Source organism: Amycolatopsis mediterranei, assembly GCF_026017845.1.
Taxonomy (GTDB): Bacteria; Actinomycetota; Actinomycetes; order Mycobacteriales; family Pseudonocardiaceae; genus Amycolatopsis; species Amycolatopsis mediterranei.
Map to the genome: position 1 here is coordinate 1,941,613 of NZ_CP100416.1, position 12,487 is coordinate 1,954,099.

Annotated in this window: 9 protein-coding genes; 4 read left to right on the forward strand and 5 right to left on the reverse strand. The window is 72.2% G+C overall.

Features of this window, described 5'->3' with window-relative positions; genetic code table 11:
* Positions 1-10 precede the first annotated feature (10 nt).
* Together ISP_RS09245 and ISP_RS09250 are read right to left on the reverse strand one after the other, a co-directional pair.
* Positions 11-718 (reverse strand): MBL fold metallo-hydrolase, encoded by a 708-nt coding sequence (locus ISP_RS09245; RefSeq protein WP_013223617.1) that lies wholly within the window; start codon positions 716-718, stop codon positions 11-13.
* 43 nt (positions 719-761) lie between these two features.
* Entirely contained in the window at positions 762-1,463 is a 702-nt protein-coding gene (locus tag ISP_RS09250; RefSeq protein ID WP_004560682.1) for an IclR family transcriptional regulator, read from the reverse strand.
* A gap of 142 nt (positions 1,464-1,605) precedes the next feature.
* On the opposite strand from ISP_RS09250, the gene leuC reads away from it, so the two are divergent.
* The 4 genes from leuC to ISP_RS09270 all read left to right on the forward strand — a co-directional run bounded on the left by leuC (position 1,606) and on the right by ISP_RS09270 (position 8,067).
* Positions 1,606-3,039 (forward strand): 3-isopropylmalate dehydratase large subunit, encoded by a 1,434-nt coding sequence (gene leuC, locus ISP_RS09255; RefSeq protein ID WP_013223619.1) that lies wholly within the window; start codon positions 1,606-1,608, stop codon positions 3,037-3,039.
* 21 nt (positions 3,040-3,060) lie between these two features.
* Positions 3,061-3,663: a 3-isopropylmalate dehydratase small subunit gene (leuD, locus tag ISP_RS09260; protein ID WP_013223620.1), complete on the forward strand. Its 603-nt coding sequence runs from the start codon at positions 3,061-3,063 to the stop codon at positions 3,661-3,663.
* 232 nt (positions 3,664-3,895) lie between these two features.
* Positions 3,896-4,681 carry an HU family DNA-binding protein gene (locus ISP_RS09265; protein WP_013223621.1) on the forward strand — a complete coding sequence of 262 codons (786 nt, stop codon included), beginning with the start codon at positions 3,896-3,898 and terminating at the stop codon, positions 4,679-4,681.
* Positions 4,682-5,253: 572 nt separating this feature from the next.
* Positions 5,254-8,067 carry an AfsR/SARP family transcriptional regulator gene (locus tag ISP_RS09270; protein WP_013223622.1) on the forward strand — a complete coding sequence of 938 codons (2,814 nt, stop codon included), beginning with the start codon at positions 5,254-5,256 and terminating at the stop codon, positions 8,065-8,067.
* 156 nt (positions 8,068-8,223) lie between these two features.
* Here ISP_RS09270 and ISP_RS09275 read toward each other — a convergent pair whose 3' ends face one another.
* The 3 genes from ISP_RS09275 to cofC are packed head-to-tail and all read right to left on the reverse strand — an operon-like array spanning position 8,224 to position 12,231.
* A complete protein-coding gene (locus ISP_RS09275) occupies positions 8,224-9,177 on the reverse strand; it encodes an NUDIX hydrolase (protein WP_013223623.1) in 954 nt (317 codons plus the stop codon).
* A complete protein-coding gene (locus ISP_RS09280) occupies positions 9,174-11,555 on the reverse strand; it encodes an RNA degradosome polyphosphate kinase (RefSeq protein WP_014466710.1) in 2,382 nt (793 codons plus the stop codon). The genes ISP_RS09275 and ISP_RS09280 overlap by 4 nt, the downstream gene beginning before the upstream one ends.
* Before the next feature lie 55 nt (positions 11,556-11,610).
* Positions 11,611-12,231 carry a 2-phospho-L-lactate guanylyltransferase gene (gene cofC, locus ISP_RS09285; RefSeq protein ID WP_013223625.1) on the reverse strand — a complete coding sequence of 207 codons (621 nt, stop codon included), beginning with the start codon at positions 12,229-12,231 and terminating at the stop codon, positions 11,611-11,613.
* Positions 12,232-12,487: the final 256 nt, after the last annotated feature.

A 12,487-nucleotide genomic window follows, 5' to 3' on the forward strand; every position in this document is an offset into this window, starting at 1 on the left:
CCGAACGGCGCTACGGGCGCTTGCCCCACCGCTGGTCGTCCGGTTCCTCCCCGCGCCGCAGCGTTTCGAGGTAGGCCCGGTCGACGGCGAAGCGGGCCGCGATCTCCGGCCCCTCGGCCACCGCCCCGTGCCCGGGGATCAGCACGTCGACGCGCTTGGCGGCTTCTTCCAGCCGGTCGAGTGCGGCCGGGTAGGCGTCCGGCTGGCCCGGGCGGCGCGGGTCGAGCAGCGGGATCAGGACGTCGGAGAGCATGTCGCCGACGAGCAGGACGCCCCGGTCGGCGAGCAGGAGCGCGGCGTGGCCGAGGGCGTGCGCGTCGTGCTCGATGATCTCGCCGGGGATCGGTCCGCCGTCCGCGGGCAGCGGCGTGACGAGCGCGATCAGGTCGACGGGAATGTCCGGCGCGGTTTCCAGTGCCATGGCCCGGGCTCGTTCCCGGGCTTCGGCGGCGATGCCGGCGTTGGCGGCGGTCGCGTAGCGGGGGACGTCACCGAGGCGGTGGTGCCAGAGCAGGTGGTCGAAGTGCGGGTGGGTGGAAAACCCGGCGACGACGGGACTCCCGAGCCGGTCCAGGTCGTCGGCGAGTTCCTCGAATTCGGCACCGTGGATGCCGGGGTCGACGACGATCAGCCCGTCGTCCGTTTTCACGACGGTGGTGTTGCTCCAGACCCACGCGCTCTGCCGCACCCAGACACCGTCGGCCACCTCGTTCAGCATCGCGTCACCGTGCCAGGTGCGGCTGCGCGGCGCAATCGAAACGTCAGAGCCGTTCCTGCAACGCATCCGCCGCGGCGAGCAGATCCGCCGCCCAGCGCGCTCCCGGCTTGCGGCCGATCCGCTCGATCGGCCCCGACACCGACACCGCGGCCACGACCGTCCCCGCCGAATCCCGCACCGGCGCCGAAATGCTCGCCACGCCCGGCTCCCGTTCCGCCACGCTCTGCGCCCAGCCGCGCCGCCGGACCTCCAGCAGCGTCCGCTCGCCGAAGACCGCGTCGGCCAGGATCGTGCGCTGCGTGTGCGGGTCCGCCCAGGCGGCGAGCACCTTCGCGCCCGAACCGGCCGTCATCGGCAGGCGTGAACCCACCGGCACCGTGTCGCGCAGCCCGCTCGGCGGCTCCGCCGTCGAGACGCACACGCGCTGGACGCCGTCGCGCCGGTACAGCTGGACGCTCTCGCCGGTGACGTCGCGCAGTTTCGGCAGGACCACGCCCGCCGCGTCGAGCAGCGGGTCCGTCGAACCGCCCGCGAGCTCGGCCAGCGCCGTACCGGGGCGCCAGCGCCCGTCCGGACCACGGCGCAGCAGCCGGTGCACCTCCAGGCCGACCGCGAGCCGGTGCGCGGTGGCCCGGGGAAGGCCGGTCCGCGTGCACAGTTCCGCGAGGCCGCAGGGGTCGTCCGCGACCGCCTGCAGGACGGCCACTGCTTTGTCCAGTACTCCGATACCGCTATGCTGTCCCACGACCCGATACTAGCGTCCCGCACTTTGGGAAGTCCAGTATCTGGGAAACCCCGAACTCGAGCTGCGCCCTTCCTTCGCGGCTCGCATCCGTTCCGCAGGTGCGCGCCCGAGTTCCGACGTCGAACCGTGGAAGGAGCCGGAGATGACCAGCCCGACCGGCAAGGCCCGCACACTGGCGGAGAAGGTGTGGGAAAGCCACCTCGTGCGCCGAGGCGAAGGCGCCGAACCGGACCTCCTCTACATCGACCTCCACCTGCTGCACGAAGTCACCAGCCCGCAGGCCTTCGACGGCCTCCGCCTGGCCGGGCGACCGCTGCGCCGCCCCGACCTGACCATCGCGACCGAGGACCACAACGTCCCGACCGTCGACATCGAGCTGCCCATCGCCGATCCGGTCTCGCGCACCCAGGTCGACACCCTTCGCCGCAACTGCAAGGAGTTCGGCGTCCGGCTGCACCCGATGGGTGACGCCGAGCAGGGGATCGTGCACGTCATCGGCCCGCAGCTCGGCCTGACCCAGCCCGGCATGACCGTGGTCTGCGGCGACAGCCACACCTCCACGCACGGCGCGTTCGGCGCCATCGCCTTCGGCATCGGCACGTCCGAGGTCGAGCACGTGATGGCGACCCAGACGCTGCCGCTGCGTCCGTTCAAGACGATGGCGATCACCGTCGACGGCGAGCTGCGGCCCGGCGTCACGGCGAAGGACATCATCCTCGCGGTGATCGCGAAGATCGGCACCGGCGGCGGCCAGGGCTACATCCTGGAGTACCGCGGCCAGGCCATCGAGGCGCTCTCGATGGAGGCGCGGATGACCGTCTGCAACATGTCGATCGAAGCCGGCGCCCGCGCCGGGATGATCGCGCCGGACGAGACGACGTTCGAGTACCTGAAGGGCCGTCCGCACGCACCGCAGGGCGCGGACTGGGACGCGGCGGTCGAGAACTGGCGGCAGCTGCGCACCGACGACGGCGCCGAGTTCGACGCCGAGGTGCACCTCGACGCGAGTGCGCTGACGCCGTTCGTGACCTGGGGCACCAACCCCGGCCAGGGTCTCCCGCTGGGCGCCGAGGTGCCCGACCCGGAGGCGATCCCGGACGAGAACGACCGCATCGCCGCTGAAAAAGCCCTGTCCTACATGGACTTGAAGCCGGGCACGCCGCTGCGGGAGATCGCCGTCGACACCGTTTTCCTCGGCTCCTGCACCAACGGCCGGATCGAGGACCTGCGGGCCGCGGCCGAGGTGCTGCGCGGTCGGAAAGTGGCGGACTCGGTCCGGATGCTGGTGGTTCCCGGCTCGATGCGGGTCCGCAAGGCGGCCGAGGAGGAGGGCCTCGACCAGGTCTTCACCGAGGCGGGCGCCGAGTGGCGGCAGGCAGGCTGCTCGATGTGCCTCGGCATGAACCCGGACCAGCTGAAGCCGGGGGAGCGCAGCGCGTCGACGTCGAACCGCAACTTCGAGGGCCGGCAGGGCAAGGGCGGCCGGACGCACCTGGTCTCGCCGCTCGTGGCCGCCGCCACGGCCGTCCGGGGCACGCTGTCGTCGCCGGAAGACCTGCTGACCGCCGCCCGCTGACCACCCGAGGAGCTACCGAACATGGAACCGTTCACCCAGCACACCGGCGTCGGCGTCCCGCTGCGCCGGTCCAACGTGGACACCGACCAGATCATCCCGGCGGTCTACCTCAAGCGGGTGACCCGGACGGGCTTCGAGGACGGCCTGTTCGCCGCCTGGCGCGGCGACGAGCAGTTCATCCTCAACCAGGAGCCGTTCCGGAACGGAAGCGTGCTGGTCGCGGGGCCGGACTTCGGCACCGGATCCTCCCGCGAGCACGCCGTCTGGGCGCTGATGGACTACGGCTTCAAGGTCGTCGTCTCCGCCCGGTTCGCCGACATCTTCCGCGGCAACTCCGGCAAGGGCGGCCTGGTGGCCGCCCAGTGCGAGCAGCACGACGTCGAGCTGCTCTGGAAGCTGCTCGAGAACGAGCCCGGCACCGAGGTCACGGTCGACCTCGAGACCAAGACCGTGCGGGCCAAGGACTTCACCGCGCCCTTCCAGATCGACGACTACGTCCGCTGGCGGCTGCTGGAAGGTCTCGACGACATCGCGCTGACGTTGCGCCATGCCGGTGAGATCGACAGCTTCGAGGCGAGCCGCCCGTCCTGGAAGCCGACGACGACGCCGGTGGCTGCCGGCTAGCCCGGTCGTGGGGCGGAATCGCTTGTCCCGCAAGTGATTCCGCCTCTTTCCGGGATGCTTTGTTTCATTGCCGAACGGCCCTCCGCGAGCCCTTCACCGGGGTTCGGTGCGAGGCGGAACCCCTCCCGGGGCAAGGGAAAGTTCCGCATGCCGTTTGGAATTTGTGCTGCCTTGGTAATACCGTGTCGCTAGCCGGCCGACGCGGCCGTGGATCCTTCCTGGAGGACTGGACATGGCCAACAAGGCCCAGCTGATCGAGGCGCTGACCGAGCGCCTGGGCGACAAGAAGGCCGCTTCCGAGGCGGTCGACGGTCTGGTCGACATCATCATCCGGACGGTCAACAAGGGCGAAAAGGTCAACATCACCGGCTTCGGGGTGTTCGAGAAGCGCGCCCGTGCCGCGCGGACGGCTCGCAACCCGCGCACCGGTGAGGCCGTCCGCGTCAAGAAGACCAACGTGCCCGCCTTCCGCGCGGGGACCACGTTCAAGGACGTCATTTCGGGAGCGAAGAAGCTGCCGAAGGCGACCCCGGTCAAGCGCACACCGACGGCCACCCGAGCGGCGGCGACCACGACGACGCGCGCAACCACGCCCCGCGCAACCACGTCCCGCACCGCGGCGGCGGCTCCGAAGCCGGCCACCACGCGGTCGACGACCACGCGAACCCGCGCAACGGCGGCAAAGCCGGCCACGACGAGGACACCGGCGGCCAAGCCGGCAACCACCCGCGCCAAGGCGGCGCCGAAGACGACGGCGGCGAAGACCACGGCGGCGAAGGCGGCCCCGCCCGCAAAGGCGGCCACGGCGGCGAAGACCACGGTGGCGAAGGCGACCACGGCTGCGAAGAGCGCGGCCGCGAAGGCCGCTACGGCGGCGAAGACCACCGCCGCGAAGGCAGCCACGGCCGCGAAGCCGACTACGGCTCGTAAGACCTCGGCGGCCCGGACCCCGGCGGCCAAGACCACCGCGGCCAAGACCCCGGCAAGGCGGACCTCGGCCGCGGCGAAGAAGGACTGACCGCCCAAAACTGTCGGACCCCTGCGGTAACGTGAAATCCGGGGGACCCCCAGGGGGCGACCCCCTGCTCGACGAGCAGCTTTCCGGCAGGGCCCCGCGCGACGTGCGCGGGGCCCTGCCACATGTCCGGACCCTGCGGCAGAAGCAGCTCGCCCGCCTGGAAGGACGGCTCGCGTACCCAGCCGGACGGTTCGCGTACCGGGAGGGTCGGCCGGCGTACCTGCACGGTCGGCGCGCGGATCGAGCCGGGTGCGGGCGAACCGGCTGTCCGGCCAGGCAAACCAACTCCCGGGCCCCGAAGGAACCGCGGGGTGCAAGTGATCCGACGGCTCGGAACTGTGAGCCGACCCTCCCGGCACGCCATCCGATCCTCCCGGCACGCCATCCGACTCTCCCGGCCCCGCCGAGCCGAGCGAACCGGAAGTCACCCGCTGCCAGCACCAGCGTCCTGAACGGACACCGCGCGTCACCCGCTCGGCCCAACCCCGGCCCCGGGACCGGTTCCGCCCAATTTCGCAAAGTTGCTTGAGCGCCCGGCCGAGTGATGCCACGCTGCGTTCCTCGGGGCCCGCGTGCGGCGCGGGCCGGCGGTGCGCGAGGCGAACCTGGGGGCGACCACCATCGACATCCGGCTGCTCGGCCCGTTCCAGGTGCTCGTCGACGGTTCGCCGGTCGTGCTGACCAGTTCCCGCCAGCGCGCGCTGCTCGCCACCCTCGCGCTCGCCGCCGGCCGCCTCGTGTCGATCGATGCCCTCGCCCGGGGCGTGTGGGGCGAAGCTCCGCCCGCGCACATCCGGGGCAGCCTGCAGACCTACGTGATGCGCCTGCGCCGGCTCTGCGGCGAAGACACCGTCGCCACCGAACCGGACGGCTACCGGCTGGTCGTCGACCCGTCCCGGGTGGACGCCCTGCGCTTCCTCCAGACCCTCGACCAGGCCGCCGCCGCGACGGAACCCGCGCGCCGCCGGGAACTGCTCATCGCCGCGCTCGACGGCTGGGGTGGCGTTCCCCTCGAAGGCGTCGGATCTCCCGCACTGGCCGCCGAATGGGGGCCGCTGCTGACCGAGCGGTACCTCTTCGCCGTCGAACAGCGCATCGATCTCGACGCCGGGCTCGTCCCCGACGCGCGGCTCGTCGCCGAACTCACCGACCTCGTCGCCCAGCACCCGCTGCGGGAGTCGTTGTGGGAACGGCTGGTGCGCGCCCTCGCCCGGGCCGGGCGCCGCGCCGAAGCGCTCGCCCGGTACGCCGGGCTGCGGGCGTTGCTGGCCGACGAACTGGGCGTCGAACCGGGCGAAGACCTCCGCCGGCTGCACGCCGAACTGCTCGCCGCTGACGCCGATCCGGCCGTCCACACCGTGCCGCGGCAGCTGCCCTTCGACGTCGCGGGCTTCACCGGCCGCGGTCCCGAACTCGCCGAACTCGACCGGCTGCCGCCCGGCGGCGCGTCCGGCATCGTCGTCATCGAAGGCACCGCCGGGGTCGGGAAGACGTCGCTGGCCGTGCACTGGTCCCACCGCGTCCGCGACCGCTTCCCCGGTGGCCAGCTGTTCCTCGACCTGCGCGGCCACTCCGCGGACACCCCGGTCACACCCGGCGCCGCGCTGGCCGGCTTCCTGCGCGCCCTCGGCGTCCCGGCCGAGACCCTGCCCTCCACTGTGGAGGAACGCTCGGCGCTGCTGCGCAGCAGGCTGGCCGGCAGCCGCACCCTGATGCTGCTCGACAACGCCCGCGACGCCGACCAGGTCCGCCCGCTGCTGCCCGGGCCCGGCAACCTCGTCGTGGTGACCAGCCGCAACCAGCTGCGCGGCCTCGTCGCCCGCGACGGCGCCCGCCGCATCGCCCTGCGCTCGTTCGACGACCGCGACGCGACCGCGTTGCTCGCCGGCAGCGTCGGGTCGCAGCGCCTCGCCGCCGAGCCCGGCGCCGTCGCCGAACTCGTGCAGCTCTGCGGGCGCCTGCCGCTGGCCCTGGCGCTGGCCGGGGAACGCGCTTCGCGGTTTTCCGGCGTCTCGCTCGCCGGAATCGTCGAAGAACTCCGCGACCAGCGGCTGCGCCTCGACACCCTCCGCGACCCAGAGGACGCCGGCACCGACCTCCGGGCCGCGTTCTCCTGGTCGTACAAGGCCCTGCGCCCGGCCGCGGCGCGCTTCTTCCGGCTGCTCGGCCTGCACCCCGGCCACGGCTTCAGCCTCTCCTCGGCCGCCGCGCTCGCCGGCGCCGATCTGCGCGAAGCGCGTGAACTCGCCGACCAGCTCGCCGCCGCCCACCTGCTCAACCAGCCCGGGACCGACCGCTACCAGTTCCACGATCTGCTGCGCGTCTACGCGGGCGAGCTCGTCGAAACCGAAACGACGGAGGCCGAGCGCGCGGCGGCGCTGCGCCGGCTCGTCGACTGGTACCTCGCCAGTGTCGCCGAGGCGAACAAACTGGTCCGGCCCGACCTGCTCACCGAGGACATCACGCTCGACCCCGCGCCGCTGCCGGCCGTCCGCTTCGCCAAGCACGAGCAGACGATCGCCTGGTACACCACCGAACGGCAGGCCCTCACCGCGCTCGTCGGCATCGCCGCGGGCCACGGCTGGACCGCGCACGCCTGGAAACTCGCCTGGCTCCTGCGCGGATTCTTCGCCGAGCGCCACGACCGCGACGACTGGATCACGACCGCGCGCACGGCCGTCGCCGCCACCCGCGACGCCGGTGACAGCACCGGACTCCAGTACAGCGCCAACAACCTCGGCTCGGCCTACCTGCGCACCCTCCAGCCCGACCAAGCGCTCGAGGCGCTGGAGGAAGCGCGCGCAGCGTCCGAGGACGGCGAAGGCACCGCGCTGACGGTGGCGATCCTGTCGAACCTCGCCGGCGCGTACTACGTCCGCGCCGAATACGCCGAAGCCGAACGCCACGCCCTCCAAGCCGTGCACCTCGCGCGGGACCACGGCCAGCGGACGTTCGTGCCGCACGCGCTCCTCAACGTCAGCGCCAGCCGCATCGGCCTCCGCGACTACGACCACGCCGCCGAAGCCGCCCAGGCCGCGCACGAAGCCTTCGCGGAACTGGGCGACCGCTACCACGCGGCGCTCGCGCTGGGGAACGTCGCCGAGGCCCTCGAAGGAGCCGGCCGGCACGACGAAGCGGAGCGGGCCGGCCTCGACGCGCTCGCCGAGCTCAAGAAGCTGAACGCCGACTACGGCACGATCGACGTCCAGATCACCCTCGGCCGGCTGAAGCACCGCACGGGCCGCGCGCACGAGGCGGGCGGCCACTGGGCCGAGGCGCTGACCGTCAGCCAGCGCCTCGGCGACCCCCGCGTCACAGAGGTCCAGGCCCTGCTGGCCACGGTGCCGGCAGAAACCCCCTCGCCCGGGGATGCGCCGTACCCCTAGCCCGGCGCAGCCCAGCGGGACCCAGAGCAATTACACCAAGATCGACTGTCATGGCGCTGTCTCGTCATGACAGCGCTTCGCTATCGGCCCCCGCCGTCAAAAACCGGCCCGTCGAACGCAGCTGTCCACAACGCGGCCCCGGTGGGGACCACCGGCTCAGGAGTGGCTGGGGGAGGGGGCCGGGAGGGCGCTGGGGTGGTAGTCCGCCGCCAGGAGCAGCGGACCTTCCGAGGCTGTCGGGGGGCGGAACGACAACACCCAGAACGAGCCCTTCTTGCTCGGCACCACACCGCCGCGCGCTGCCGAGAGCTCTACTCCGTCGCGGTCCGCCAAGGCGCTCACCAGGTCCGGGATCACGCCGCCCTGGCTGCACACCACCGGTGTTCCGCCGTCTCCGGCCACCGCCAGGAGGCGCGCTATGCCCAGGACCGGGTCCGGCCAGTAGCCCTCTTCCGAGAACAACGGCTCATGGCGCACCTCGGCCGCGAAGTCTTCCGCCACGCCGTGGACCGTCTGCACGCAGCGCAGCCGCGGGGCCGACAGCACCCGGTCCGGGCCGAACAACGACAGCACCCGGCGCAGCGCCGCCGCCTGGCGCCGGCCCGCCTCCGACAACGGCCGGAGGTCGTCGTCGCCGGACCAGTCGTCGCGTTTGCCCGCCTTGGCGTGCCGCACCAGCAACAGCGTCGTCAAGCCCACCGGCAGCTCGCAGAACGCCCGCAGCACCCGGACGTCCTCCGGCCGCGTCAGCAGCTTTTCCGCCGCCGTCGGGTCCAGCCAGCGCAGCTCGTCGACCTCGTCGTTCACCTCGAACTCGCCGGAAACCGCCTCCGCCGCGAAGTAGTCGACCGTCTTCGGCACCGTCCCGGATCCGTGACGCGCCGGCACCGGGTACGCCGTCCGGGCCAGGTAGCGGCCCAGGACCGCGGTGAACCCGGTCTCCTCCCGCACTTCCCGCACCGCCGCCTCGGCGATGGTCTCGTCCCGGTCGAGCTTCCCCTTCGGGAACGACCAGTCGTCGTACCGCGGGCGGTGGACCAGCGCGACTTCCGTCGCACCCCCGGCGACGCGCCACAGCACCGCGCCGGCCGCCCGTACCTCTTGGGTCATCCGGCGGCCCCGTGCAGCTTCGCCAGCTCCAGCTGGTGGTCACGCACGCGCGAGCCGTCGGCCGGGAACGGCGACCACTCGCCGCTCGCGGTCAGCACCCAGCAGCGCGTCTCCGGGTCGAGCGCCGAGTCGAAGATGTTGTCGAGCTGCGCGATGAGCTTCGGGTCCTTGACGCGCACCAGCGCCTCGATCCGCCGGTCCAGGTTGCGGTGCATCATGTCCGCGCTGCCGATCCAGTGCGTCCCGCCCGCGCGGAAGTTGAAGATCCGCGAGTGCTCCAGGAACCGGCCGAGGATCGACCGGACGTGGATGTTCTCCGACAGCCCTTCGACACCGGGCTTGAGCGTGCAGATCCCGCGCACCACGATCTCGACCGGCACCCCGGCTTGCGACGCGTGGTAGAGCGCGTCGATGACCTGCTCGTCGACCAGCGAGTTGCACTTGATCCGGATCCCGGCCTGCTGCCCGGCCCTGGCCAGCTCGATCTCCTCGCCGATCGCGCGCACGATGCCGCGCCGGATGCCGTGCGGCGACGTCAGGATCGTCCGGTAGGTGTCCTGGCGCGAGTAGCCGGTCAGGACGTTGAACAGGTCGGTGACGTCCGCGCCGATGCTCGGGTCGGCGGTGAACAGGCCGATGTCCTCGTAGAGCCGCGCGGTCTTCGGGTTGTAGTTGCCGGTGCCGATGTGGCAGTAGCGCCGGATCGTCGAGCCCTCCTGGCGCACGATCATCGACACCTTGCAGTGCGTCTTCAGCCCGACCAGGCCGTACACGACGTGCACGCCCGCGCGCTCCAGCGTCCGCGCCCAGGTGATGTTCGCCTGCTCGTCGAACCGCGCCTTGATCTCCACCAGCGCGACGACCTGCTTGCCCGCCTCGGCGGCGTCGATCAGCGCGTCGACGATCGGCGAGTCACCGGACGTCCGGTACAGCGTCTGCTTGATCGCGAGGACCTTCGAGTCGGCCGCCGCCTGCTCGATGAAGCGCTGCACGCTGGTCGAGAACGAGTCGTACGGGTGGTGCACCAGCACGTCGCCCTCGCGCAGCGTCGCGAAAACGCTCTTCGGCGTCTCGCGCTCGCCGAACGCCGGGTGCGTCGCCGGCACGAACGGCCGGTCCTTCAGCTCCTTGCGGTCCACACTGGACAGCTGGTGCAGGCAGGTCAGGTCGAGCAGCCCGGGCACTTCGACGACGTCCGCCGGGTCGACGTCCAGCTCGCGCAGCAGCAGCTCGAGCATGTGCTCGCTCATGTCCTGCGCGACCTCGAGGCGCACCGGCGGGCCGAACCGGCGCTGCGCCAGTTCGCGCTCGAGGGCCTGCAGGAGGTCTTCGTCACGGTCTTCGTCGACCTCGAAGTCGGCGTTGCGGGTGACGCGGAACACGTGGTGCTCGGTGACGTCCATGCCGGTGAACAGTTCGCCCAGGTGGGCGGCGATGAGCTCTTCGAGGGGGAGGAACGTCGCCGTCCGGCTGGTGCGCTCGGTCTCGACGCGCATCAGGCGCGGCACGTTGCTCGGCACCTTCACCCGGGCGAAGCGCTCGGTGCCGCCCTCCGGGTCGCGGACCGTCACCGCGAGGTTGAGCGAGAGGCCCGAGATGTACGGGAACGGGTGGGCCGGGTCGACGGCCAGCGGCGTCAGGACCGGGAAGATCTGTTCGGAGAAGTAGCTCGACAGCCGCAGCTGGTCGGCGCCGGCCAGGTCGGCCCAGCCGACGAGGTGGATGTCGTGCTCGGCCAGCTGCGGGCGCAGATGCTTCTCGAAGGCACCCGTCTGCCGCTCGACCAGGTCCTGGTTGCGCTTGGCGATGTAGCCGAGCTGCTCACGCGGGGTGAGCCCGTCCGCGCTGCGCACCAGCAGGCCCGTCTCGTCGCGGCGCTTCAGACCGGCGACGCGGACCATGTAGAACTCGTCCAGGTTGGACGCGAAGATGGCGAGGAACTTCGCCCGCTCCAGCAGCGGCTGCGACTCGTCCTCGGCCAGCGCGAGCACGCGGGCGTTGAAGTCCTGCCACGACAGCTCGCGGTTGAAGTACCGGTCGTCCGGCAGCGTCTCGACGGCGGTGGGCGCGGCGGTGACCGCGGGCGGCGCCGACGGGACGGCCCGGAACTCCTCGGCCGCGACCGCGTTGCCCTGGGTGGAGCTGCGGCGCCGCGTCGGCGCCGGGGTGGCCGCCGGCGACGTGGTCTTGCGGGCGCGCGACTTGCCCGCGGTGGCACGGGCGGCGGTGTCGCGCGCGGTGGACTTCGACGGGACCTTCTTGGCGGTCGCCGGTTTGGCGCTGGTGGTCTTCTTCGCCGTCTCCGAAGCTGCGCTGGCCGGGTTCCGTCGCCTCCGCGGTGCGGGCGTGCTGCCGTCGTCTGTGCTCACGGCCCCCATTCTTCACTACGTCACGGGGAATTGCGCAGGCCGCGGTGAAGGTCAGATGAACAGCTCACCGGGGTTCGCCGAGGTGGGCGGCGGTGTGTTTCCCGACACCGAGGGCGCGGACGTGGGCGAGATCATCCGGGGTGTCGACGTCGCTGCGCAGGGTCGGCAGCGGCTGGGCCAGTGCGATGGCCCCGGACGCGGCGTGCAGCCGCGCCGAGCCGGGCCCGAAGCGGGGATCGAGGGGCTCGCCGGGGGCGGCCAGCAGGAGGGTGGTGCCGGTGCCCTGGCGATCGGCGACGAAGGCCCTGGTGCCGGCGGCCTCGGCGATGGCGGCGGTGAGATCGACGGCGCGCAGGGCGGGGAGGTCGGCTTGGAGGGCGCCGACGACGGCGGCCGGATCGTCGCCTTTGAGCAGGGCTTCGCCGTGGCGGAAGGCGGCGTTGAGGGTCTTTTCGGCGGGTTCGGCGACGATCTCGACGCCGAGTTCGCCCAGCTCGGCGACGGCTTCGGGATCGGCGGCGACGAGCAGCACGCGCCTGACCCGCGCACTCGAGGCCACGGCGGCGAGCGTGTCGGCGGCGAGCGCCAGGACCAGCCCGGGGTGGCGATCCGCCTCGACGGCACCACGCAGCCGCGACTTGCCGTCGCGGGGGTGTTTCATCGGCACGACCAGATCCACGTCCACGTGTCCATTTTTACCCGAGAGCCGGGGTGGCCGGTGGTGGATGAGGCGGGTTGTCCACAGGCGACGGGTGTTGTGGGCAAGTTCGGAGTGGGTGGGGTTCGGGGCGGGGTTTCGTCGGGCGGGGGCGATAGCGTCGAATTCGGGGGTGCCCCGTTGGGGGATGGCGGCCCCCCTTGGGAGGGCGGGCTGTGGTGGGGCGGGCTGTGGTGGGGCGGGCTGTGGTGGGGCGGGCTGTGGTGGGGCGGGCTGTGGTGGG

Coding starts and splice junctions, on each gene's coding strand:
- ISP_RS09245 (WP_013223617.1), bottom strand. CDS start 718: ATGCTGAACGAGGTGGCCGACGGTGTCTGGGTGCGGCAGAGCGCGTGG.
- leuC (WP_013223619.1), top strand. CDS start 1,606: ATGACCAGCCCGACCGGCAAGGCCCGCACACTGGCGGAGAAGGTGTGG.
- leuD (WP_013223620.1), top strand. CDS start 3,061: ATGGAACCGTTCACCCAGCACACCGGCGTCGGCGTCCCGCTGCGCCGG.
- ISP_RS09265 (WP_013223621.1), top strand. CDS start 3,896: ATGGCCAACAAGGCCCAGCTGATCGAGGCGCTGACCGAGCGCCTGGGC.
- ISP_RS09275 (WP_013223623.1), bottom strand. CDS start 9,177: ATGACCCAAGAGGTACGGGCGGCCGGCGCGGTGCTGTGGCGCGTCGCC.
- ISP_RS09280 (WP_014466710.1), bottom strand. CDS start 11,555: ATGGGGGCCGTGAGCACAGACGACGGCAGCACGCCCGCACCGCGGAGG.